This is a genomic window from Nocardiopsis sediminis (assembly GCF_042650565.1).
GTDB classification, from domain to species: domain Bacteria; phylum Actinomycetota; class Actinomycetes; order Streptosporangiales; family Streptosporangiaceae; genus Nocardiopsis_B; species Nocardiopsis_B sediminis.
In genome coordinates this window covers 77,084-101,316 of sequence record NZ_JBHSBH010000002.1, presented here as the reverse complement: position 1 = coordinate 101,316, position 24,233 = coordinate 77,084, and the positions used below count along the sequence as shown (strand labels likewise).

The window sequence follows — 24,233 nt, the reverse complement described above, 5'->3', positions numbered from 1 at the left end:
GGACGCCCCGCGCACCCCCGGCCCCGCACCCCGGCCTCACACAAGGACGCCCGTCCCGCCCCGGTGGGGCGCCCGGGGCGGTCCGCCGTGCCGTCGTCGGTGGACGTGGCGGCCGAGGGCCCGCGCCACGCGGGCCGTGCGTGCGCCCCGGCGTCGCCGTTGCCGTGGTCCCCGCTCGGTATGCCCACCGGTCCCCGGAGCGACGGCCGCTCATGGATCGCCGGGTGTGTCGGCGTCCCCCGTGTGCGGCAGGACCTTGCCACCGCTCATGAGCATGCTCCGGGCCTCGGACACGCGCCGTGGGCCGGCCCGGCACGTCCGATGCCGGGAGACGTGCGTGCCGAGTGTCCGGCCGGCGGGCACGGGCCGTCGTGTTCCGCGAAGCCGATGTGCGACCAGGGCGGTGTCCGGCCGGCGCTCGGCCAGGAATGCCCCGGGCGAAGGCCGTGGCGGGCCGGTGCCGGTGCACGCCGCCCGGGCCCGCCCGCCGCGGGCCGGTGCTGGTGCCGGTGCGCCACGGGCTCGGATCCGTGCTTCGAGCAGCATCGGGCACACGATCCGCGGCGACGTGCCCCGGGTACGGCTCCGCGGGCGCAACGATGCGGCCCGTCCGGTGGCAGCGTGGCGGTCGGCCGCGGGATGCGCGGTGGCCGGCCTCCCGGTGACGATGCGCGGTCGCGTCGGCCCGTTCCGGTGGTGGGCCGGGTGGGATGGGAACACCACGGCCCGGCGCCGCTCCGGCGGGCCTCTGACGGAAAGGTCGGCAGGTGACGGATCCGGGGGTGCTATGGGACACCGGGCTGGACGAGTTCGCGGCCGCCGCCGCGCCATGCCCGCAGGCCGTCTGGGAGTTCACCGCCCGCCTGTGCCTGCTGGGTGACACCCACATCGGGGCCGCGCACAGCGCCCCCCGGCACACGGCGGGCAACGACGTCGACCTGATCGACCGCGACCCCACGGACGGCCGCCCGCGGCTGCGCGCCACCACCCAGGCCGGCCTGCTCCGCCACCATCTGGCCGCGCGGCTGGGCCGAGAAGGGCGCCGCGCCGCGGCCGAGCTGTTCGGCGAGGCCGCCCCGCCGCGCGGCGACGACGACGCCATCGCCGCCCAGCTCACCCGAAGCGCGCTGGACCTCGACGACGCGTTCGCCGACCTGCCCCCCGAGGCCGGTGTGGCCGTGCGCGCCGGCAACCGGGTCGACCCCGGCAGCGGCGCCGCGGTCCCCGGCGCCCTCTGGCAGATGGAGACCCTGCCCGCGGGCACCCGGTTCACCCTCACCCTGCGGCTGTGCATCGACGACCCCGAATCCGAGGGGCGGCTGCTCGCCCTGACCGCCCTGGCCGCCGAGGGGCTGTCCGGCGAGGGCCCCGGCATCTCCTTGGGGGCGCGCACGGCCCGCGGCTACGGTGCGGCACACGCCGACGCCTGGCACGCCCGCCGCCACGACCTGCGCACCCCGCAGGGCTGGGCCGCCTGGTACGCACCCACGTGGGCCGAGCGCTGGGAGCGCGCCCGCGACACCGTCGCCGACACCGCCGCGCACGAGGGCGGGGGCGGCCTGCTCGCCCTGCTGTCGGCGCGGCTGCGCGACGCCCCGGACCTGGCCACGGCGGTCGGCGACGCCTTCCACGACACCCTGGCCGCCCACGGCGACGACCGCCGCCACCGCGACGAACTGACCCTCACCCTGGAGCTCGCCGAGCGCCCCACCGCCGCGTTCCTGCCCGCCCCCGAGGAGCCCGGCGCCCCGGCCGCCGACGGCGGAGCGGCCGCCTCCCGGCCCGGGCTGCTGATGGTCGGCGACGCCCCGGCGCCCGACTCCATCGGCGAGGTCGACCGCACCCACCTGCGCCGTCCGCGGGTGACCGGTGACGGCGGCGTCGAATGGCGCCCCACCCTCGGCGACACCGCCCTGTTCGCGCTGTTCAAGCGCGTGAGCCAACGCCTCATCCGCGACATCTCCGGCGAAGCCGACCGCGCGCTGGGGGAGTGGCCCGAGCACAGCCCCGGCCGCCGGCTGCACACCCGCTGGTGGGGCGGTGAATCGCGCGGGGGCAGGGCCCCGGCCTCCTCACGCATCCGGCTCCGTGAGGCCGCCGAGCTCACCGGCGGCACCAGCCAGCGCACCGCCCGCGTCAACATCGACGCGCTCTTCGGCGACGCCGTCGACACCCGCTTCTTCGCCGACGACGTCTACGCGGGCGGGCGGGCGCACGTCACCCTCGACATCTCCCGCCCCGACGACGCCGTCCGCGGCCTGATCGCCCTCATCGTGCGCGAGCTGCGGACCGTGCCGCTCGACACCATCGGCGGCGGATCGGGCATCGGCAACGGCCGGCTGATCGTCACCGGAGCGGTCCTCACCCGCCACGACCCCGGCGCCCCGCCGCAGCCGTGCGACCTCGTCGCCGCCATCGACGACGCCCGGGGCCCCGAACGGGCGGCGGTCACCCCCTGGCTCGCCGCGCTGCGCGCCGCCGTCGCCCCCCGCGCCGCGGGCCGCCCGGGCCGGGCGGTCCGATGAGCGCCGCGCCTCCTGTGAAACCGTCCGCGGCGGGACCCTGGCTCAGGGCCGCTTCCGCAGGCGCCACCACATCGGTGGCCCCATCACCGCCGGGTACTCCCTTGCCGACCGGTCGTTGCCGGGCCGGAGCCGATCCCTCGATCCGGCCGGGCGGACCCACCCGGGATCATCCGCACCCTGGTCACAGGTGGCCCGGTTCGGGAAGGCTCCGCCTCCCGAACCGCCCGGCGGTGGCGCCGCGCCCACTGCCGCCGCATTTCCCAGGGCCACCTCCCCTCAGCACGCCGAGCCCGGATCCCAAGGAAGGCAGGGGCCGGTCATGACCGACACCACCACCGCCACCCCGAGCGCCGCCGACTCCCCGCCCGCTCCGCTGGGGGTGCACACCGTCGCCGTGGCGGGCGACCAGACCGCGCAGGTGATCTCCGAACTGTTCGGGTGCCGCACCCGAAGCACCCTGCTCGACTCCTACGCGCCCGGCGAACCCCAGTGGCTGCTCGCCGAACTCGGCGACGGCCGCATCACCGGCGGCTGCCCCGCCCAGGCCTGGCGGTTCTCCGGCGACGACCCGGAAACCGCCGCCCTGTCCGCCCCGCTGCTCGCCCCCGACTGCGGCGACGCCTGGCGGCTCCTCGACGCCGTGCTGTTCTCCCCCTCGGCCCAGATCCACATCGCCGAAGGCGCCGAGGCCGCATGGGTGTCCCACGACAGCGCCGACGCCGCCGCCCTCGCCCCGTGGCTGCGCCCCCGCGACCGCTCCTTCCTGCTGACCGGATGGCGGGCCCGCCCGGGAAGCCCCAACCGGCACAGCCGCACTCTCGAGGGCGACGTCCCCTTCAGCATCGGCCGCGAACTCTCCGGATCCACCGCCTGCCACCCCGTGACCTGGCAGGACTTCGAGGTGGAGTGGCCCGCCGCCGCCTCCGGGACCGACCAGCGGACCCCGGTCAGCGTGGGCAGCTGGGTCAGTGTCCGAGAGTACTGGGCAGAGGATCCCGTCACTGGGGCGGTCGGGGTGGCCTTCCATCGCCTGACCGGCTACCACGCCGGGCCGAAGCCCACGGCGCCGCTCGGCATCGACGAACCGGACGCCGTGTAGAAGGAGGACCGCGTGAGCGATCAGCCGCACTCCGCCGCCCGGAGACCGAGTCCTGCCGCAATGCCGCGCCGCCGCGCCTCCGTCGCCGCACGGCGATCCGCGCCACTGCCCCCCGGTGGCCGATCGCGATCCCGCGACGAGCGCGGCGGCGCCCTCAGCCGCCGCCCGGGCCCGCCCGACCCCCTCCGCGACCACCAGGCCGTCGCCCCCTACGGCCTGGTCCCGCTGCCCGACCACCCCATGCCGGCCGAGCGCCTCCAGGAATCCGTCCTGCGCAACGGCGTCACCCAGCGCCACGTCCTCGCCGGGCACGACCGCCGCATCCCGGGCACCCACACCGGCTGGATCGACCTCGAGATCCGCTCCCTGACCCCCCTCTTCGTCGGCGCCACCCACAAGGGCGCCGACCCCGCGCGCTCGCTGACCATCGACGGCCGCCCCGCTCTGCCGGGCGCCACCCTCCGCGGCCTCACGCGCAACGTCCTGCGCGTCGTCACCGGCGGCGAGACCGGGCACGTCAACACCCCGCAGCTCTTCTTCCGCGCACCGGCCGCCTCCAGCACCGACAAGCGCGCCCGCCACGTCATGCGCAACCAGAACCGCCGCTACCGCGAACGCCACGGGGCGCCCTCCAGCCCGCCCGGCGCGCCGGTCAAGGCCGGGTTCCTCCGCTACCTCGGCGCCGGACGCGGCTGGGTCATCCACCCGCTGCCCGTCGAGCGCCCCCTCCAGGTCCGCCTGACCGACGTCCGCGACGACCTCGCCCGCTACCCGGCGCTGCCGCCCTTCCCGCTGCCCGCCCCCTCCGGCGACCCCGCCGCGGGCGGCCACGTCCCCGCCGAAACCCACCGGGAATTCCAGTTCCTGCGGGTCACGGCCCTGTGCCCCGACATCGACGGCCGCACCATCGGCGAGACCCGGTTCTGGGCCATGGCCGTCCTGCCCGCCGGCGAACCCGTCACCCCCGCCCACCGCGAGACCGTCCGCGACCGGCTGCGCGAGCGCTGGTCGGAGAAGCTCGTCCGCGCCCAGCAGGCGGTCGACAAGGCGGGCGGCGAACGCGCCCGCGCCTCGGCCCGCGGCCGGCGCAACGACATCGACCGCGCCATGGAGCGCGTCGACTCCATCGGGATCCGCAGCCACGACTGCGTCCTGGTGCTCACCGGCGCCGCGGGCGAGCGGAAGAACGCCTACCTCTTCCCCACCGGCATCGACCCCGAGCTTCGGCTGCCGGTGCCCGACCACCTCGTCCGCATGGTGGAGTCCGCCGACCAGATCACCCGCTTCCAGGAACGCAACTTCCCGGTCGACCTCACCACCGGCCTGACCCTCGGCGAGGCCGCCCCGCAGACCCCTGCCGCCCCCGGGCGGGAGCGCCCTGGCGGGCTCGACCGCGGCGCCTGCGAGCCCGTCTGGTACCAGGACAGCGGCGGCCACGTGATCTCCTTCGGCCGCTCCGGCGGCTACCGGGTGGCCGTCGGCGAGTACGACCCGATCCGCCGCGCCCTGCCCAACGGCGTCCTCAGCCCCGACCCCGCCGACCCCGGCGCGGCCGGCCGCACCCCCGACATCCCGCGCGCGCTCTTCGGCGATATCGACCTGCTGCCCCAGCGCGAGGGCGCCGGCCCTGCGGTGCGCGGGCGGGTCTCCGTCGGGTCGGCCGTGTGCACCGACCCCGACCCCTGGTTCCCGCACGCGCTGCGGGTCGAGCTGCTCTCCCCGCAGCGCTCGTGCTTCGCCAATTACCTGCTCCAGCCCATGACCGACCGCACCTGGGGCAGCGCTCCCGACCTCGTCACCTGGTCGCACGAGGGCGACGTCCGCCTCGGCGGCTACAAGGTCTACCTGCACCGCCACGACCCCCTGCCCGATGAGGGCCGCCGCTACGCCGGCCTCCGCGCCGACCGGGTGCCCGACGGCGACACCAAGCGCGATGTCGTGCCGCTGCGCGCCGGGCTCACCTTCCACGGCCGGATCACCTTCACCAACCTCACCGACGCCGAGATCGGCGCGCTGCTGCGGGCCCTGCTCCTGGGCAACCCCGCCGACGGCGGCGACACCGCCGACCCCGTGTACGCCCACAAGCTGGGCCTGGGCAAGGCGCTGGGGTTCGGCAGCGTGCACATCACCCCGGTCCTGCACCTGATCGACCACGCCGAACGCGCCGCGTCGCTCGACCCGGGCGCGGGCGTCCAGCGCGTGGGCGCCGAGGGCGTGCAGAAGCTCCTCGACGCCTTCGACGACGCCCTGCTCACCTGGGAGCGCGAGGAGAGCGTGCGCGCCGGCCGGTCGCTCCCCGACGACTGGACCGACGTCGCGCGCGTGCAGGCCCTGCTCCTGGCGGCCCAGTGGCGCGATCGGCTGCCCGAGAGCTGGACCCGCGTCATGGAACTCGAAGAGTTCTCCGTCTACCCGGTCCTGCCCGCATTGCGGGACCGGTTCGCCGCCCATACCCGGATCTCGCAGACAGCTCCGGGCTGATGGGCACAGCCCCGGCGGTGCCCTGCCCCGTGCCGCCGGGGTCGCCGCAGCCCCCCGCCGCCCGATCGAGGGCATAGCAGCAGCGCATTCCGGCATCGCCCTACACCCGCAGAGCCGGAGACAGCCCGTCGAGGGCATGAGCCGCAGCGGGGGCGCACGGCCCGGTCCGCCCAAGGGAGGGTGGACCGGCAGCCGGAGGACACCGCCCATGGCGGGTGCCCTCCGGCGCCGGGGCTCGTGCGGCGGCGGTCCGGTGGTCTCCGGGCCGCCGCCGCGGGCCTCAAGGAGCTTCGGTGACGCCTTCGGGGACCAGGTCGGCCACCTCGACCGGCAGGCCGGTGCGGATCGACTCGTTGGCGGCCAGGCCCGTGAGCAGGGCGTAGGCGCCGTCGAGGTGGGTGGGCCGCGGCTGGGCTCCGGGGACCCCGAACAGCGTGTCGAGCATGCGCGTGTCGCCGCCGCCGTGCCCGCCCTCGCCCACCCGGACCGGCACCACCTGCGGCTCCTCCCAGTGGGGGCGCAGGGTGAGGGTCGAGACCGTGTTCTCCTTGGGGGCGGGCATACCGCGCACGGGCAGGGTGTCGGTGCGCCCGGCCGTGACCGAGGCGTTCTCGGTCACATCGAGCTCCAGCCGGCCCCGGCTGCCGGTGATGGCGACCCGGTAGCCCTCCCAGGGGGAGTAGGCGACCAGGTGGTAGCTGAGCTTGGCGCCCGACGCGTAGCGGACGAGCACCGACATGTCGTCCTCGATGGTGATGCCGGAGCCGAACACGTTGCGGTCGCGGTGGTAGCCGTCCTCGTGCTCGGCCTCCAGGTACAGTCGCGTCATCGCCGGGCTGTCGCTCATGTGCAGGGCGAAGGGGTCGTCCTCGGCGCCCGCGGCCTGGTGGGCGCGGTCGTAGCCGCCGGACAGCTCCCGGCGGCGGCCGTTGCCGTCGCCGTAGAAGAACAGGTCGCCCCAGCCGAACACGGTGCGCGGGGTGCTGCCGATCCACCAGTCGACCAGGTCGAAGTGGTGGCTGGACTTGTGCACGAGCAGCCCGCCGGAGTGCTCCTTCTCGCGGTGCCAGCGGCGGAAGTAGTCGGCGCCGTGGCGCAGGTCGAGCAGCCATTCGAAGTGCACCGAGGCGACCTCGCCGATCGCGCCCGAGGACACCAGCTCGTGGACCTTCGCGTGCACCGGGTTGTAGCGGTAGTTGAAGGCGACGTTGACGCGCCGGCCGGTGCGCCGCTGGGTTTGCAGGATGCGGCGGCACCCGTCGAGGTCGGCGGTCATCGGCTTCTCGGTGACGACGTCGCAGCCGGCCTCCATGGCGGCGCAGATGTAGTCGGCGTGCGTGCGGTCCACGGTGCACACCACGACCTCGTCGATGTGCTCGGCCGCGAGCATCTCGGCGAACCGGTCGGCGGTGTAGGCGGGGACCCGCGGGTGGCCGTTGGCCTCGATGAGGTCGTTGTGGGCGCTCATCCGTGTCCGGTTGGTGTCGCACAGGGCGGCGAGGCGCGCGACGTTGGCGTGGGTGGACGACAGGGCGCCGGTGTACATGCGGGCGCGAGACCCCGTGCCCACAACGGCGAAGCGGCGGGTGGCGGTGGAGGCCGACGTGGAGGATGAAGTGGAGTCGATCACACCTCTACGGTAAACGCTTTCCCTGCGTCGGTCCACTTCGGGGGATCGAATACGGGCGCCGTTGCGCCCCGTACGGGGCGTGTGACAGGCGGGGACGGTGATCGCCCGCCCTGCCCCCGGGAGTCGCCCGGATGTCGTGTGCGCGGCCGTCCCGGCCTGCCGGTCGGCAACGATCCGGACACGTTCCGCGCCTTCGGGCGTTCGTGCCGGTGGCGATCGCCGGGAGGCCCGGCGTCGTTCTCCGTGTGCCCTCCCGTTCCGCGTTCCGGCTGGTCGGGGGCGATTCTGGTCGGGTCGTCGCAGCCTCTGGCCGTCTCCGGATCCCCATGTGATGATTGACGTCACATTGCGGGGGTGTTAGAAACCGTTCATCACGTTCTGGATAGCGCTTACCGACACCGTCGCCGGACCTGCGCCGTCCGGAACGCACACAGGGGGAGCCGACGTCCCCCCACACTGCCCACCGGGCCGATCGAGGACGGTTGACGCACATGAACTTGGATCGAAGGGCCGGCCGGGTTCCCGCCCCCGCGCGGTGCGCCCCCTCCCGGGCGGGAGCGGCGGCGTGATCGGGGCGACCCGCGAGCGCGCCGCAACCGCGCCGGCCGAGGCCGCCCCCGCCGCCACGCCCCCGCGACGCCGCTCCCGCTCGCGCCGGCGCCGCGAGAACCTCGCCGCCTACGCGTTCCTCTCGCCGTGGATCGCCGGGATGCTCGTCATCACGATCGGGCCGATGCTGGCCTCGCTGTACTTCTCGTTCACCGACTACCCCCTCATCGGCGACCCCACTTGGGCCGGGCTGGACAACTATCGCGCGATGCTCGACGACGAGCGGCTGCACAGCTCGCTGCGGGTCACGTTCACCTACGTGTTCGTCTCCGTCCCGCTGCAACTCGCCATGGCGCTCGCCCTGGCCATCGTGCTCGACCGCGGCGTGCGCGGCCTGGCGTTCTACCGCTCGGTCTACTACCTGCCCTCGCTCCTGGGCGGCAGCGTGGCCATCGCCATCCTGTGGCGCCAGGTGTTCGGCGCCCAGGGCCTGATCAACCAGCTCCTCGGGTTCTTCGGCATCCAGGGCGAGGGCTGGGTCTCCCACCCCGACTACGCGCTGGGCACGCTGATCGTGCTCAACGTGTGGACCTTCGGGGCGCCGATGGTGATCTTCCTGGCCGGGCTGCGGCAGATCCCAGCGATGTACTACGAGGCCGCCGCGGTCGACGGCGCCGGCCCGGTGCGCCGGTTCTTCTCGGTGACCGTGCCGCTGCTGACGCCGATCATCTTCTTCAACCTCATCCTCCAGATGATCAACGCCTTCCAGACCTTCACCCAGGCGTTCGTGGTCAGCGGCGGATCGGGCGGCCCCTCCGACGCGACCATGTTCTTCACGCTCTACCTCTACCAGCGCGGCTTCGGGCAGTTCGACATGGGCTACGCCTCGGCGATGGCCTGGCTGCTGCTGCTGATCATCGCCGGGTTCACCGCCGTGAACTTCCTTTTCTCCAGGTACTGGGTCTTCTATGGTGACAACGACTAAGCCCTCCGACGCGCGCCGCCCCACCGACGTCCGGCGCCGGTTCTTCACCCACCTGGCGCTGATCGGCTTCGGGCTGGTCATGCTCTACCCGCTGCTGTGGATGGTCTCCAGCTCGCTCAAGCCCACCGAGGACATCTTCAGCGAGCCCGGCCTGCTGCCCAGCCCGCTCAGGCCCGAGAACTACTCCGAGGGCTGGAACGCGCTCGAGTACCCCTTCCACCACTACATCTGGAACTCGCTGATCGTGGTGGCGGGGTCGATCATCGGCAACCTGCTGTCGTGCTCGATGGCCGCCTACGCGTTCGCGCGGATGGAGTTCCGCGGCAAGAAGCTGTTCTTCGCGGCCATGCTGATGACGATCATGCTGCCCATCCACGTCGTGATCGTGCCGCAGTACATCATCTTCGCCGAGCTGGAGTGGATCAACACCTTCTATCCGCTGATCGTCCCCAAGCTCCTGGCCACCGACGCGTTCTTCATCTTCCTGATGGTGCAGTTCATCCGCGGCCTGCCCCGGGACCTCGATGAGGCGGCCCGGATCGACGGCTGCGGCCACGCGCGCATCTTCCTGCGCATCATCCTGCCGCTGTCGCTTCCGGCCCTGGCCACCACCGCGATCTTCACCTTCATCTGGACCTGGAACGACTTCTTCAGCCAGCTCATCTTCCTGACCGACCCGAACATGTACACCGTTCCCGTCGCGCTCCGCACGTTCGTCGACTCGCAGGCCCAGACCTCGTGGGGCCCGCTGTTCGCGATGTCGGTGGTCGCCCTGGGACCGATCTTCGGGTTCTTCCTCGCCGGACAGCGCTACCTCGTCAAAGGCATCGCGACGACCGGAATCAAATGACCGAAAGGAACTCGACTATGCGACCGGTTCTCAGGTCGGCGGCGGTCCTCGCCGCACTGGCCGTCGCCGCGACCGGATGCGGTGGCGGCGGCTCCGACGACGGCGTGGTGGAACTGCGGTTCTCCTGGTGGGGGGCCGACGAGCGGCACACCAGGACCCAGGAGGTCATCGACCGCTTCGAGGCGGCCCACCCCGATATCCGGATCACCGGCGAGTACACCGACTGGGACTCCTACTGGGACCGGCTGGCCACGAGCACCGCGGCCAACGACGCGCCGGACATCATCTCCCAGGAGGACCGCTACCTGCGCGAGTACGCCGACCGCGGTGCCCTTCTCGACCTCACCGAGTACGGCGAGCAGCTCGACCTCGGCGAGATCGACGAACTGGCGCTGACCAGCGGGCAGCTGGAGGACGGCACCTTCGGCATCGCGTCCGGGATCAACGTGGCGACCATCATGGCCGACCCGGAGCTCTACGACCAGGCGGGCGTGGAGATGCCCGATGACGAGAACTGGACCTGGGACGAGTTCATCGAGACCAGCGCCGCCATCACCGAGGCCACGGACGGCGAGGTCTACGGCACCCAGGCCATGGGCGTGACCGAGGGCCCGTTCCAGATGTTCGCCCGCCAGCACGGCGAGTCGATGTACACCGATGACGGGCAGCTCGGCTTCTCCCCGGAGACCATGGAAGCCTGGTGGGAGATCGTCGCGCGCATCCACGAGGAGGAGGCCGCCCACGGCGCTGCCGAGAGCGTCGAGATCGACGCCGGCGGCCCCGACCTCTCCACCGTGGCCACGGGCTCCGGCGCCATGGCGCACTTCTGGACCAACCAGTTCGGCGTCATCTCCAACGCCTCCGGCCACGAGCTGGAACTGCTGCGCTTCCCCGGGGAGACCGAGTTCGAGCAGCCCGGCGTCTTCCTCAAGCCGGCGATGTTCTACTCGATCTCGGCGGGCACCGACCACCCGGAGGAGGCGGCGATGTTCGTCGACTACCTCCTCAACGACGTGGAGGCCGCCGAGATCATCCTCGCCGACCGGGGCCTGGCCGCCAACACCCGGCTGCGCGACGAGACGCGCGACGCCCTGCCCCCGGCCGACGCCGCGACCGCCGACTACATCGACGAGGTCACCCCCGACGTCGCGGGCCCGCTCCAGGTGCCGCCGATCGGCGCCGGCGAGGTCGTCGACATCTTCAAGCGCATCAACGAGGAGGTCATGTTCGGCCGCCTGACCCCCGCCGAAGCCACCGACCAGTTGATGTCGGAGGTGGAGACCGCCATCGGCTCCGGCTGACCCGCCCCCGCCGGGCCCCCGCACGGGGCCCGGCACCCGCCCCGGCCTCCCGCCGGCGGCGCCCGTGCCCCCCTCCCGCACGGGCGCCGCGCCATGCCGGGAACCGGGCGGTGCGGGCGTGCGGCTCAGTGCAGGAGGACCGGGGCCAGGGCACTCAGGGCCTTGAGCTGCTCGGCGGCCGTGGGGGCGACGGGCTGGATGCAGACGTGGTCGGCTCCGGCCTCGTGGTGGGCCCGCACGGCCGCGGCGATGGCGTCGGGGCCGCCCCACGGCACGATCGCGTCGACCAGGGCGTCGCTGCCGCCGTCGGCGAAGTCGGCGTCGGTCCAGCCGAGATCGCGCAGGTTGTTGGTGTAGTTCGGCAGGGTCAGGTACGTGGCCATGAAGCCGCGGGCGGCGGTCCGCGCGCGCTCGGGATCTGTGTCGACGACCACCGCCACCTCGGGGGCCAGTACCGGTTCGGGGCCGAGGATCCCGCGGGCCTTGGCGGTGTGCTCGGCGGTGGTGAAGTAGGGGTGCGCGCCCGCCGTGCGGTCGCGGGCCAGCTCCAGCATGCGGTGGCGCAGGGCGGCCAGCACGACGGGGGCGGGCGTCTCCAGCGGGGCCGGGTAGGGGACCGACTCCATGGCGTCGAGGTAGGCGCGCATGGCCGAGTACGGCTTGGCGTAGTTCTGCCCCCGGGCCGCCACGATCGGGGAGTGGCTGACGCCGAGCCCCAGCAGGAAGCGGCCCGATGACAGGTCGTTGAGCCCGTCGGCGCCGGATGCGGCGGCGGCCGCGTCGCGCGACCAGATGCTGGCGATCCCCGTGGCCACGGTGATCCGATCGGTGGCCGACAGCAACAGCGCGGCCTGCGTGAACGCCTCCTTGGTTCCGGCCGCGTCCCCGCCGAACCACAGGGCGGTGTAGCCCAGCCGCTCCACCTCGGCGGCGACGCGGCGGTTCTCGTCCGCGGTGGTGGAGGCCAGCGACGTCCCCAGCCACACACCCGTGCTCCCCAAGCGCCGCTTCAGGGCGGCCGTGTCGGCTCTGCCCGCCATTCCCGCATCGCCCATGGGATGCTCTCCTCCGACCTCATGTACGCGTGGATTCGAACATGAAACCTACACGATGTACGCGCGCATGTGAACATGTCGAATACGGCATAATCGGGGCATGGCCAGCCGAACCGCGAACCCCCTGGTACACCCCCGCGAGGAGGATCTGGAGTTCCTCGCGGTGATGGCCGCCCTCAGCGATCCCGTGCGGCTCGGCATCATCGCCATGCTCAACGACCACCCCGGCGTCTTCTGCGGGCGCATCGACCTCCCGGTCGGAAAATCCGCCGCCACCCGGCACTTCCGCGTGTTGCGCGAGGCGGGGCTGCTCCGGCAGTGGGACGAGGGCACGCGCCGGCGCAACGCCCTGCGCCGCGAGGAGATCGACCGCCGGTTCCCCGGGGTCCTGGACCTCGCCGTGGCCGAAGGCCGCCGCCACGCGGGGGTGCGCTCCCTGGACGACTGAGCCCGCAGCCATCCGGTGGCATGGCGATATGACGACGGCGGCCCCCGTCCCCGAGATCGGGGACGAGGGCCGCCGGGCCGTTCAGCGGGCCGTTCAGAGCCCTTCGGACGCGATCGAGTGCTCCGCGCGCAGCGACGCGGCCGCCCGGTCGAGCAGGAACAGGGTCCGCGAGCTCCCGCGCGCGCCCGACGCCGGGACCCGATCCGGGGCCGCGCCCGCCAGGGCCGACCGCACGGCCCCCGCCTTGCCCTCACCCGACGCCAGGACCCACACCTCGCGCGCCGCCCCGATCGCCGGCAGGGTCAGCGAGACGCGGGTCGGCGGCGGCTTGGGCGCCTCGCGCACCGCCACCACCGTCCGCTTGCGCTCCCCGAGCGCCGGGTGCCCCGGGAACAGCGACGCCACATGGGAGTCGGGGCCGATGCCGAGCATGCACACGTCGAAGACCGGGGTCGGCGTGCCGACCGCCTCGCGCGCGGCCCCCGCCGCTGCGGCCAGGGCGCGGGCGTAGCGGTCCGCGCCCGCCTCGGGGTCGTCGCCGTCGGGCCCGTCCGACGCGGGCATCGGGTGCACCCGGTCCGGATCCAGCTCCAGCCGGTCCAAGAGCGCCGCCCGCGCCTGGGTCTCATTGCGCTCGGGGTCGTCGGCGGGCAGGAACCGCTCGTCGCCCCACCACACGTCCACGCGCCGCCAGTCGACCGCGTCGCGGGCCGGGGACACGGCCAGCGCGGCCAGGACCGCGATCCCGATCCCGCCCCCGGTCAACACCACCGACGCGGATCCGCGCGCGGCCTGGGCGTCGGCGAGGCGGGTGACGGCCCGCGCCGCCGTCGCCGCGGCGAGCAGGTCGGCATCGGCGTGGACGATGACCGTGGGCGCGCTCACGCGGGCGTCTCCACCGTCTTGAGCAGCGTCGTCATGTGCTTGGCGGTCCTCTCGTAGATCTCGTCGGCGTCGAGCCTACGCAGCTCCTCGGCCAGCGCCTCGGCGGCCCGCCGTCGCGCCAGCGCGACCTTCTGGTCCGGCCGCCCGGGCGACGACAGGGTGGCCACCCGGCCGTCGAGCCGGTTGACCGCGATCTCCCCGGAGTCCGTGGTCAGAGTGACCCCGGTGATGCCCGGCCCGTTGGAGACCTTGCGCTCCACCGGCACCTCCAGCTGGTCCGACAGCCACGCCACCAGCAGGTCGGCGCTGGGGTAGCGCGCCTCGGCCGACACCTCGGCCGCCGTGACCCACCCGCACGGCTGGTCCATGGTGCTCGCCAGCAGCGACCGCCACGGCGTGAGCCGGGTCCAGGTGAGGTCGGTGTCGCCCGGCGCGTAGTGGCGGACCCGCTCCAGCAGGTCCTTGACGGGGTCGGCGCCCCGCAGCGCGTCGGTGATGCGGCGGTGGGCCAGACGCCCCACCGGGTCCGACGCCGGGTCGACCGGCCCGGCGCCCGGCCACCACGCGACCACCGGCGCATCGGGCACCAGCAGCGGGGTGACGACGGAGTCGGCGTGCTCACCGAGGGGCCCGTACAGGCGCAGCAGCAGGGCCTCGCCCGGCCCGGACGTGCCGGGGCGGCGGATCTCGGCGTCGATGGCCGGCTCGGCGCCGGGGTCGCGGCGGATCAGCGCCAGCACCCGCGAGGGGTGCTCGCGCCCGGCCTCGGTCGCGGCCTGAACGGCGTCGTAGTGGTCGGCCTCGTCGGTGACGATGACCAGGGTCAGCACCATGTTCATCGCACCGCCCCCGACACTGTGCCGCTCGGCGGTCAGCGCCTCGGTGATCTGCGACGTGGTGGTGCGCGGAAGGTACAGCGTCATCGGTCCTCCCTTTGGGACGGCGCGGCGGCCGGGTTGTCCACAGGCGCGGGAATGCGGCGTGCGGCCGGTTCCGGCCGCACGCGAAGCTGAAGGTAGGAACCGGGGCTGGGGTTGCGGGTGGCCCCCCTGGGCCGGAGCGGCGAGCCGACGAACGAGCGGAGGCGGCGCTGCCGATCGCCGAAGGCGCTGTCCGCGGGGCCGTTGGAGTCGAGTGAGGAGGTGAGCGCTCCCCAGTAGGCACCTCGCGGCGAGCCGACGAACGAGCGGAGGCGGCGCTGCCGATCGCCGAAGGCCCACCCGCTCCGGCGGTGCAGCGGAGTGAGAAGGCAAGCGCCCCCAAGGAGAGCGCGGGGTGTGCGCTCGGGCGTCATGGGCGCCTCCACTGGCGGCCGTCGCGGGCCAGCAGGTCGTGGGCCGATTGCGGGCCCCAGGTTCCGGCGCCGTACTGTTCGGGGCGGCCCGCCTTGGCCCAGTACTCCTCCACCGGGTCGAGGATCCGCCACGACAGCTCCACCTCCTCCTGGCGGGGGAACAGCGGGGGGTCGCCGATCAGCACGTCCAGGATCAGCCGCTCGTAGGCCTCCGGGCTGGCCTCGGTGAACGACTGCCCATAGGCGAAGTCCATGGTCACGTCGCGCACCTCCATGGCCGCGCCGGGCACCTTGGAGCCGAACCGCAGGGTCACGCCTTCGTCCGGCTGGATGCGCAGGACCAGGGAGTTCTGCCCCAGGTCCTCCACATCGGCCGACGCGAACACCTGGTGCGGCGACCGCTGGAACACCAGGGCCACCTCCGTCACCCGCCGCCCCAGCCGCTTGCCGGTGCGCAGGTAGAACGGCACCCCCGCCCAGCGGCGGCTGTTGACCCCCACCTTCATCGCGGCGTAGGTCTCGGTGATGGAGTCCGAGGGGATCCCCTCCTCCTCCAGGTAGCCGCGCACCTCGGCGCCGCCCTGCCAGCCGGCCGCGTACTGCCCGCGCGCGGTGCCCGCCGCCAGGTCGCCCGGCAGCTCCACCGCCGACAGCACCTTCTCCTTCTCGGCGCGCATGGCGTCGGCGCTGAACGTCACCGGTTCCTCCATGGCCACCAGCGCCAGCAGCTGGAGCAGGTGGTTCTGGATGACGTCGCGGGCCGCGCCGATCCCGTCGTAGTAGCCGGCGCGGCCGCCCACGCCGATGTCCTCGGCCATGGTGATCTGCACGTGGTCGACGTAGCTGCGGTTCCACAGCGGCTCGAAGAGCGTGTTGGCGAACCGCAGCGCCATGATGTTCTGGACCGTCTCCTTGCCCAGGTAGTGGTCGATCCGGAACACCGACTGCGGCGGGAACACGTCGTCCACGACCGCGTTGAGCTCCTTGGCGCTCTCCAGGTCGTGGCCGAACGGCTTCTCGATGATCACCCGCCGCCACGAGTCGCCGTCGGACTCCGCCAGCCCCGACCGCTTCAGCTGCTTGACCACGGTCGGGAACAGCTTGGGGGGCAGCGACAGATAGTAGGCGTAGTTGCCGCCCGTGCCGCGGTGGGCGTCCAGCTCCTTGACGGTCTCGGCCAGCGTGTCGAACGCGGCGTCGTCGTGCAGCTCGCCCGACACGAACCGCATGCCCTCGCTGAGCTGGCGCCACACGTCCTCGCGGAACGGGGTCCGCGCGTGCTCGCGCACCGCGTCGTGGGCCTCGGCCGCGAAGTCCTGGTCGGCCCAGTCGCGCCGCGCGAAGCCCACCAGCCCGAACCCCGGCGGCAGCAGCCCCCGGTTGGCCAGGTCGTAGATCGCCGGGAGCAGCTTCTTACGGGCCAGGTCGCCCGTCACCCCGAACAGCACGAGCACGCTCGGCCCGGCGATACGGGGCAGCCGCCGGTCGAGCTCGTCGCGCAACGGGTTCGGGATCGCTCCCGGCATCACCGGTTCTTTCACGTCTTTTCCCCGCTATCTCTCACATCGGCTCCGCATGCTCGCGGTGGGTTGTGGACCCGCCGCGGCGCCCTGCGGCGTGCGGCGGGGTTCTGCGGTGGGCCGCACCGGGCGCGGCGGACGCCCGGTGCGCGCGGACGGACCGGTCAGCCCGCGTCGCCGAGCTGCTGGGACACCCGCGACAGCAGGTCGTTCCAGGACTTCTCGAACTTCTCGACGCCCTCGTCCTCCAGCACGGCCACGACGTCGTCGTAGTTCACCCCGACCTCGGCCAGGGCGTCCAGGTCCGCGCGTGCCTCGGCGTAGGCGCCGCGCACCGTGTCGCCGGTGATCACCCCGTGGTCGGCGGTCGCCTCCAGGGTGGCCTCGGGCATGGTGTTGACCGTCCCCGGCGCCACGAGCTGGGTGACGTAGCGGGTGTCGTCGTAGGCGGGGTCCTTCACCCCGGTCGACGCCCACAGCGGGCGCTGCGGTGAGGCGTGCTGCGCCGCCAGCGCCTTGAACCGCTCCGACCCGAACACCTCCTCGTAGGCCTGGTAGGCCAGGCGCGCGTTGGCGATCGCCGCGCGACCGCGCAGCTCCAGGGCGCGGTCGGTGCCCACAGCAGCCAGGCGCTTGTCGACCTCGGCGTCCACCCGGCTGACGAAGAACGACGCCACCGACTGGATGCGCGAGAGGTCGTGGCCGTTCTCGGCGGCCTGCTCCAGGCCCGCCAGGAAGGCGTCCATGACCTGCCGGTAGCGCTCCAGCGAGAAGATCAGCGTGACGTTGACGCTGATGCCCTCCGACAGCGCCTGCGTGATCGCCGGCAGGCCCTCGAGCGTGGCCGGGATCTTGATCAGCAGGTTGGGGCGGTCCACCAGCCACCACAGGGCGCGCGCCTCGGCGACCGTGCGCTCGGTCTCGCGCGCCAGCCGCGGGTCGACCTCCAGCGACACCCGGCCGTCGACCTGCCCGGTGGCCTCGTAGACGGGCCGCAGCAGGTCGGCGCCCCAGCGGATGTCGTAGGCGGTGATCGCGCGCACCGCCTCGTCGACCGAGACCCCGCGCACGGCGAGGTCGCGCAACTGGTCGTCGTAGGCGTCGCCCTCCTTGAGCGCCTTCTCGAAGATGGTGGGGTTGGAGGTCACCCCCACGACGTTGCGCTGGTCGACCAGCTCCTGGAGGTTGCCCGAGCGCAGGCGCTCACGGCTGATGTCGTCCAGCCACACGGCGACGCCCTCGCCGGACAGGTCCTGCAACGGATTCGTCATCACTTCGCTCTTCCTCGTCGTCGCCGCCGGCCGCGCAGCGGGTGCGCCCCGACGCGCAGGGGGTCCTTCCCCGGTTTCGGTGAAGGACCCCCGCCACATCGATCAGTTTCCGGTCGTCGTGCCGTACTCGCCGCCGAGCTTGGCGACGCTCGCGTGCACCGCGGCCACCACCCGGTCCGGTGTCAGCCCGAACTGCTCGTACAGGGTTCCGTAGGGCGCCGACGCGCCGAAGTGCTCCAGGCACACCGCTTCGCCGTGGTCGCCGATGAACTCCCGCCAGCCCAGGCCGATCCCGGCCTCGACCGACACCCGCGCCGGGACGTTGGGCGGCAGCACCTCGTTGCGGTAGGACTCGTCCTGCTCGCGGAACCACTCCACGCTGGGCATGGACACCACCCGGGTCGGGGTGCCCGACTCCTCCAGGCGGGTGCGCGCCTCAAGGGCGATGGTGACCTCGCTGCCCGTTGCGATGATCACCGCTGCGGGCTTGCCGTTGCCGGCCTCGGCCAGGACGTAGCCGCCCTTGGCCGTGTGCTCGGCGGAGGCGTAGACCGTGCGGTCGAGGGTGGGCACGTTCTGCCGGGTCAGCGCCAGCGCCGAGGGGCGGTCGCCGTTGCGCAGGATGGTGCGCCAGGCCACCGCGGTCTCGTTGGCGTCGGCCGGCCGGATGACGTCGAGCCCGGGGATGGCGCGCAGCGACCACAGGTGCTCGATCGGCTGGTGGGTGGGGCCGTCCTCGCCCAGGCCGATCGAGTCGTGCGTCCACACGTAGGTGACCGGAAGCTTCATCAGCGCCGCCAGCCGCACCGCGGGCCGCATGTAGTCGCTGAAGACCAGGAAGGTGCCGCCGTAGGGGCGGGTGGGCCCGTGCAGGGCGATGCCGTTGAGGATCGAGCCCATGCCGTGCTCGCGGACCCCGAAGTGCAGGACCCGGCCGAACCGGTTGCCCGAGAACATCTTGGTCGAGTACTCCTCCGGGATGAAAGAGGGCTCGCCCTTGGGGGTGGTGTTGTTGGAGCCCGCCAGGTCGGCCGACCCGCCCCACAGCTCGGGCAGGATCGGCGCGATGGCGCTCAGCACCTCGCCGCCGGCCTTGCGGGTGGCCATGCCCTTGTCGCTGGCCGGGAACACCGGCAGCGCGTCCTCCCAGTCCGTGGGCAGTGTGCCCGACTGGAGGCGGTCGAACAGCTCGGCGCGCTCCCCGGCGCCCTCGCGCCAGGCCGCGAGATCGCCGTCCCAGGCGGTGCGCGCCGCGCGCCCGCGGTCGATCGCCTCGCGGGTGAACGCCAGGAGCTCCTCGGGGACGTCGAAGACGGCGTCGGGGTCGAGGCCGAGGATCCGCTTGGTGGCCGCGACCTCGTCGGCGCCCATGGCCGCGCCGTGGACCGCGCCGGTGTTCTGCTTGTTGGGTGCCGGCCAGCCGATGATGGTGCGCAGCCGGATGAAGGAGGGGCGCTCGGTCTCGGCCTGGGCGGCCAGGATGGCGCCGTGGAGCTGGGCGACGTCCTCGTGGTAGGTGCCGCCCGCGGTCCAGTCGATCTCCTGGACGTGCCAGCCGTAGGCGCTGTAGCGCGCGGCGACGTCCTCGGAGAACGCGATCTGGGTGTCGTCCTCGATGGAGATGTGGTTGTCGTCGTAGATGACGACGAGGTTGCCGAGCTTCTGGGTGCCGGCGAGCGCGCTGGCCTCGTGGCTGATGCCCTCCTGGACGTCGCCGTCGGAGCAGATCGCGTAGACGAAGTGGTCGAAGGGGCTCTCGCCGGGGGCGGACTCGGGGTCGAACAGGCCGCGCTCGCGCCGTGCGGCCATGGCCATGCCGACCGCGTTGCCGACGCCCTGGCCCAGGGGGCCGGTGGTGGTCTCGACGCCGGGGGTGTGGCCGTGCTCGGGGTGGCCGGGGGTGAGGCTGTCCCACTGGCGCAGCCGCCGCAGGTCCTCCAGGCACAGCCCGTAGCCGGCGAGGAAGAGCTGGATGTAGAGGGTGAGGCTGGAGTGTCCGGCCGACAGGACGAACCGGTCGCGGCCGACCCAGTGGGGTTCGCTCGGGTCGTGCCGCATGACCTTCTGGAACAGCAGGTAGGCGGCGGGGGCGAGGCTCATCGCGGTCCCGGGGTGGCCGGAGCCCGCCTCCTCGACCGCATCCATCGCGAGTGCGCGGACCACATCGACGGCGCGACGGTCGAGGTCCGACCACTCAAGGGATTCCGAGGTGTCGATGTTCACGCGGGCTCAGGGCTCCTTTCGCGCATCCAGCAGATGCCCGGGCGCCATCGTCCGGGATCGTGAATGTGGGGTTGTCCGTGGTCGCGCCGCCCTGACGGCGGTCGGCGCGCGGAGCCCGCACACGGCCGGACCATCGGCCGGCCCGGGTCTCCCGGGTCCGCTGCGGGGCACGCGAATTCCGAACGCGACAGGTGCGACCAACTGCGAGCCTATCGCCCCAACGCGGGCACGGCATGTTCAACACGTCACCCTCCGGGCCGTGCGCGGACGGTGACCGCCCACGGCCACGGGAAGGGGCGCCGAAAGGGGGGAACGCCGCGGCGGCACGCGGGGGCGCATGCCCGGCGCGACGAGGAGCGATGCGAGACCGCGCCCCGGTCGAGGGGGCGCCGCGGCGAGTACTACAGTATGTCGTTGACGGGGTTGTGCGGTTCCTGGCGTGGCGTCGATTGAGACCCGGACCCCGCTGTGGCGAGCAGTGAAATCCCCGATTCGTTTGAGGTTCAGCGTGTCTGTGTCCGAAGACCGGATGTCCCCCGAGACCACGGCCCCCCGCGCGGTGCCGGGCACCCGGCGGCACTGATGGCCCTGCTCGACGAACCCCCGCAGGGTGCCGCGCAGGACCACGGCACCGCCCGCCCCGAGACGGCGGAGCCCCGCACGGCGGGGCTGGGCGCCTACGTGCGCGCCTATGTCGCGCTGTCCAAGCCGCGCGTCATCGAGCTGCTGCTGATCACCACCATCCCGGTGATGTTCGTGGCCGCCGCCGGTGTGCCGCCGCTGTGGACGGCGGTGGCGACCCTGGTGTTCGGCACGATGTCGGCCGCCAGCGCCAACGCGCTCAACTGCTACATCGACCGCGACATCGACCAGGAGATGCGCCGCACACGGCGCCGCCCGGTGGCCATGGAGCAGGTCACCCCGCGCGGCGCGATGACCTACGGCCTGGTGCTGGCCGTGGGGTCGACGGCCGGCCTGGCGGTGTTCGTGAACGTGCTCTCGGCCGCGCTGTCGGCGTTCGCGATCCTGTTCTACATCTTCGTCTACACGCTGCTGCTCAAGCGGCGCACGGCGCAGAACGTGGTGTGGGGCGGCATCGCGGGCTGCATGCCGGTGCTGATCGGCTGGTCGGCCATCACCAACCGGCTCGACTGGGCGCCGCTCATCCTGTTCCTGGTCGTGTTCTTCTGGACGCCGCCGCACACCTGGGCGCTGGCCATGCGCTACCGCGAGGACTACGCGGCGGCCAAGGTGCCGATGCTGCCGGTCGTGGCGGGGGAGCGCCGGGTGCTGCTGGAGTGCGTCCTCTACAGCTGGGCCACCGTCGTGGTGTCGCTGCTGCTGTGGCCGGTCGCCGGGACCACCCTGTTCTACCCGGCGGTCGCGCTGGCCCTGGGGGCGCTGCTGCTGGTGCAGGCCCACCGGCTGCTGGCCCGCGTGCGCGCCGGGGTCACCGGGCCCGAGCTCAAGACCATGGGCTTCTTCCACCTGTCCAACGCCTACCTGGCGCTGCTGTTCGCCGCGGTGACGATCGACCCGCTGCTCGCCGGCCTCCTGGCCTGACCCCGCGGGGCGCGCGGCGCCCGGCGGGCCGCCCCGGTCCGGCCGGGGGGTGGTATGCGTCTCCCAACCGGGCAAAACGGCTGTTCACGCGCGGGGTGGAATTCCTCGGCGGCATCCGGCACGTTACGATCTGGGGCCATGGCCGGACTTGACGCGAAAGCGATCCTGGAGGGGCGCCCGCCAGGGCGCCGCTCCATCGGACTGACCATCGGCATCTTCATCAGCGTCCTGTGCATGCTGGCGATGATCGGTTACCTGCTCTGGTCCGGACTCTCCAGCGGCGGAGTCGCCGGCATGGTGGGCTTCGTCATCAGCCTGGTCGCGGCGGTGATCCCGGTCGCCATCCTGGTGCCGCTCATCCTGCTGCTGGACCGGCTCGAACCCGAGCCCGGGCAGATGCTGATCTTCGCGTTCCTGTGGGGCGCGGGCGTGGCGGTGGTCGTCTCCTTCGTCCTCAACACGGTCGGCATGGAGCTGTGGGCGGTCCCCGTGTTCGGCCCTGACGTGGGCGTCTTCGTCACCACGGCCGTGGGCGCGCCGCTGGTCGAGGAGAGCGCCAAGGGGCTGGTGCTGCTCATCCTGCTGTGGCGGCGCCGCTACGAGATCGACTCCTACACCGACGGCGTCATCTACGCCGCGATGGTGGCAACCGGGTTCGCCTTCACCGAGAACATCCTCTACTTCCTCACGGCCTACTTCGAGTCGGGGTTCTTCGGCCTGGCGTTCACCTTCGTGCTGCGCGGCCTGGTCTCCCCGTTCGGGCACCCGCTGTACACGTCGATGATCGGGATCGGGGTGGCCTACGCCGCGATCAACCGGGGCGCACTGCGCTACGTCGCCCCGGTGCTCGGCTGGACCGCGGCGGTGCTGCTGCACGGGCTGTGGAACGGCGCCACGATCTTCGGCTGGCTCGGGTTCGGCATCGCCTACGTGCTGTTGTTCTTCGTGCTGCTGGCGATCATCGCGGTCGCGGTGCAGGACCGGCGCCGCCAGGTCGCGGCGATCTCCCACTACCTGCCGCCCTACATACCCACCGGCCTGGTCACCCCCGCCGACGTGCGGATGCTCAGCTCCATGCGGGTGCGGCGCTCGGCCCGCAACTGGGCCCAGCGCAACGCGGGCCAGCGCGGTCGGGCGGCGATGAAGGACTACCAGCTCGCCGCCACCGAACTGGCGCTCCTGCACCAGCGGCTGGACCGCGGGGTCGCCCGCCCCCGCCCCGAGTGGGAGGCCCGGCGCGACTCCTTCCTCGCGCTCATGCACGTGGCGCGCGAGGCGTTCCTCGGCCGTGTGGAGCGCCCGGCGGCGCCCGTCTGGGCGCCGAGCGTGACCGACTCCGGGTTCCTCAAGCGGGCGGACTTCCAGCACGTCATCGCCAGGGCCCAGGCGCAGCGCGAGGCGGAGCGGCCTCCCCCCGCTATGGGCGGGCCGCGGCCGCCGTCGGGTCTGCCGGGGCACCGGCCGCCGTCTCCGGGGCCGCCGCCTCCCCACCAGTGACGGCGACCCGCTCGGCGGTACCGAAGTACACGCGCAGGATCGCGACCCACACCAGCGTCGAGCCCAGGACGTGCAGCACCACGAGCGCTTCGGGCAGGCCCAGGAAGTACTGGGCGTAGCCGACCGCGCCCTGCGCCAGGACCGCGGCCACCAGCAGCAGAGCGGGTGTGCGCACCCCGCGCGGCGCCCCCGCCCGCAGCGCCGGGACCAGCAGCGCCACGGCGCCCAGCACGACCGCCCAGGCGAGCACGGAGTGCACACGGGTCACGGCGACGATGTCGAAGCCCCACCGCGGCGCGTCGGCGTCGCCGCCGTGCGGGCCGGTGCCGGTGACCACCGTGCCCGCCACCAGCAGCGCGAACCCCACGGGGACCAGGGCCGTGGCGATCCCGCGCGTCAGGGGCGACACGGTGGGCCGCAGGACGCCCTCGGGCTCGCGGCAGCGCACGTAGAACGCGACCGTGAGCACGACCACGACCATGGACAGCAGGAAGTGCGCGGCCACCGATGCGGGGTGCAGCGAGGACCAGACGGTGATGCCGCCGACCACGCCCTGGCCCAGGACGCCCAGCGGGATGACGGTCGCCAGGGTCAGCAGGTCGCGGCGGCGGGGGCGGCTGCGCAGCACCGCGACGAAGACGATGACGCCGACGGCCAGCACCACGAACGTCAGCATGCGGTTGCCGAACTCGATCGCGGCGTTGAGCGCGGCGTGCCCGGTGCCGATGGGGACGAAGCTCTCCTCGGTGCAGCGCGGCCACTCCGAGCAGCCCAGCCCCGAGGAGGTCACCCGGACCGTGGCCCCGGTGACGGCGATGCCCGCGTTCGCCGCGATGTTGGCCAGCCCCCACCACCGCAGCGTGGCCGTCGTCGGCCGCAGGGCGGTACGGGCGAGCAGCACCAGCCCGCCGACCAGCACGACGGCGAAGGCGACCTGCCAGGCCCAGAACGGCACGGACAGAATGACGATGTCGTCCGCCGCGAACACGGCCGGACCGGGGAGACCACGCATACGACACACTGTAGTACTGGCGGCCGGGTTCGTTGATCGGGGTCG

17 protein-coding genes are annotated in these 24,233 nt (G+C 73.3%); 9 read left to right on the top strand and 8 right to left on the bottom strand.

Annotated elements, in window-relative coordinates; all coding sequences use genetic code 11:
- Positions 1-767 precede the first annotated feature (767 nt).
- From ACFOVU_RS01000 to ACFOVU_RS00990, 3 genes are all read left to right on the top strand, one after another.
- Positions 768-2,525 (top strand): RAMP superfamily CRISPR-associated protein, encoded by a 1,758-nt coding sequence (locus tag ACFOVU_RS01000; RefSeq protein WP_378529347.1) that lies wholly within the window; start codon positions 768-770, stop codon positions 2,523-2,525.
- Between the two features lie 319 nt (positions 2,526-2,844).
- On the top strand, positions 2,845-3,624 hold the full coding sequence (locus tag ACFOVU_RS00995) for a hypothetical protein (protein ID WP_378529346.1): 780 nt from the start codon (positions 2,845-2,847) through the stop codon (positions 3,622-3,624).
- A 12-nt stretch (positions 3,625-3,636) separates the two neighbouring features.
- Positions 3,637-6,105, top strand: coding sequence for a TIGR03986 family type III CRISPR-associated RAMP protein (locus ACFOVU_RS00990; RefSeq protein WP_378529345.1), 2,469 nt, complete (start codon positions 3,637-3,639; stop codon positions 6,103-6,105).
- Between the two features lie 280 nt (positions 6,106-6,385).
- On the opposite strand, the gene ACFOVU_RS00985 is transcribed toward ACFOVU_RS00990, so the two are convergent.
- Positions 6,386-7,735, bottom strand: coding sequence for a Gfo/Idh/MocA family protein (locus tag ACFOVU_RS00985; RefSeq protein WP_378529344.1), 1,350 nt, complete (start codon positions 7,733-7,735; stop codon positions 6,386-6,388).
- Between the two features lie 565 nt (positions 7,736-8,300).
- Here ACFOVU_RS00985 and ACFOVU_RS00980 point away from each other — a divergent pair.
- Genes ACFOVU_RS00980 through ACFOVU_RS00970 form a run of 3 tightly spaced genes read left to right on the top strand, consistent with a single transcriptional unit; the run spans position 8,301 to position 11,420 of the window.
- Positions 8,301-9,269, top strand: a complete 969-nt coding sequence (locus ACFOVU_RS00980; protein ID WP_378529343.1) for a carbohydrate ABC transporter permease — start codon at positions 8,301-8,303, stop codon at positions 9,267-9,269.
- A complete protein-coding gene (locus ACFOVU_RS00975) occupies positions 9,253-10,119 on the top strand; it encodes a carbohydrate ABC transporter permease (RefSeq protein WP_378529342.1) in 867 nt (288 codons plus the stop codon). Before ACFOVU_RS00980 ends, ACFOVU_RS00975 begins: the two co-directional genes overlap by 17 nt.
- A gap of 17 nt (positions 10,120-10,136) precedes the next feature.
- A complete protein-coding gene (locus ACFOVU_RS00970) occupies positions 10,137-11,420 on the top strand; it encodes an ABC transporter substrate-binding protein (RefSeq protein WP_378529341.1) in 1,284 nt (427 codons plus the stop codon).
- A 125-nt stretch (positions 11,421-11,545) separates the two neighbouring features.
- Here the strand turns inward: ACFOVU_RS00970 and ACFOVU_RS00965 are convergent, their stop codons facing one another.
- On the bottom strand, positions 11,546-12,475 hold the full coding sequence (locus tag ACFOVU_RS00965) for a TIGR03620 family F420-dependent LLM class oxidoreductase (protein ID WP_378529340.1): 930 nt from the start codon (positions 12,473-12,475) through the stop codon (positions 11,546-11,548).
- Positions 12,476-12,575: 100 nt separating this feature from the next.
- On the opposite strand from ACFOVU_RS00965, the gene ACFOVU_RS00960 reads away from it, so the two are divergent.
- Positions 12,576-12,923: an ArsR/SmtB family transcription factor gene (locus ACFOVU_RS00960; protein WP_378529339.1), complete on the top strand. Its 348-nt coding sequence runs from the start codon at positions 12,576-12,578 to the stop codon at positions 12,921-12,923.
- A gap of 93 nt (positions 12,924-13,016) precedes the next feature.
- On the opposite strand, the gene pgl is transcribed toward ACFOVU_RS00960, so the two are convergent.
- The 5 genes from pgl to tkt all read right to left on the bottom strand — a co-directional run bounded on the left by pgl (position 13,017) and on the right by tkt (position 20,116).
- Positions 13,017-13,808 carry a 6-phosphogluconolactonase gene (pgl, locus tag ACFOVU_RS00955; RefSeq protein ID WP_378529338.1) on the bottom strand — a complete coding sequence of 264 codons (792 nt, stop codon included), beginning with the start codon at positions 13,806-13,808 and terminating at the stop codon, positions 13,017-13,019.
- Positions 13,805-14,731, bottom strand: coding sequence for a glucose-6-phosphate dehydrogenase assembly protein OpcA (locus tag ACFOVU_RS00950; RefSeq protein ID WP_378529337.1), 927 nt, complete (start codon positions 14,729-14,731; stop codon positions 13,805-13,807). Before ACFOVU_RS00950 ends, pgl begins: the two co-directional genes overlap by 4 nt.
- 367 nt (positions 14,732-15,098) lie before the next feature.
- A complete protein-coding gene (gene zwf, locus ACFOVU_RS00945) occupies positions 15,099-16,628 on the bottom strand; it encodes a glucose-6-phosphate dehydrogenase (protein ID WP_378529336.1) in 1,530 nt (509 codons plus the stop codon).
- A 158-nt stretch (positions 16,629-16,786) separates the two neighbouring features.
- A complete protein-coding gene (tal, locus tag ACFOVU_RS00940; protein ID WP_378529335.1) occupies positions 16,787-17,893 on the bottom strand; it encodes a transaldolase in 1,107 nt (368 codons plus the stop codon).
- A gap of 102 nt (positions 17,894-17,995) precedes the next feature.
- Positions 17,996-20,116, bottom strand: coding sequence for a transketolase (gene tkt, locus ACFOVU_RS00935; RefSeq protein WP_378529334.1), 2,121 nt, complete (start codon positions 20,114-20,116; stop codon positions 17,996-17,998).
- 582 nt (positions 20,117-20,698) lie between these two features.
- Between tkt and ACFOVU_RS00930 the strand changes: the two genes are divergently transcribed.
- Positions 20,699-21,679, top strand: a complete 981-nt coding sequence (locus tag ACFOVU_RS00930) for a heme o synthase (RefSeq protein ID WP_378529333.1) — start codon at positions 20,699-20,701, stop codon at positions 21,677-21,679.
- A 138-nt stretch (positions 21,680-21,817) separates the two neighbouring features.
- The gene (locus ACFOVU_RS00925; protein WP_378529332.1) at positions 21,818-23,176 is read left to right on the top strand and encodes a PrsW family glutamic-type intramembrane protease; all 1,359 of its coding nucleotides are present in this window, start codon (positions 21,818-21,820) and stop codon (positions 23,174-23,176) included.
- Here ACFOVU_RS00925 and ACFOVU_RS00920 read toward each other — a convergent pair.
- On the bottom strand, positions 23,097-24,188 hold the full coding sequence (locus tag ACFOVU_RS00920; protein WP_378529331.1) for a COX15/CtaA family protein: 1,092 nt from the start codon (positions 24,186-24,188) through the stop codon (positions 23,097-23,099). The genes ACFOVU_RS00925 and ACFOVU_RS00920 overlap by 80 nt on opposite strands.
- Positions 24,189-24,233 lie beyond the last annotated feature (45 nt).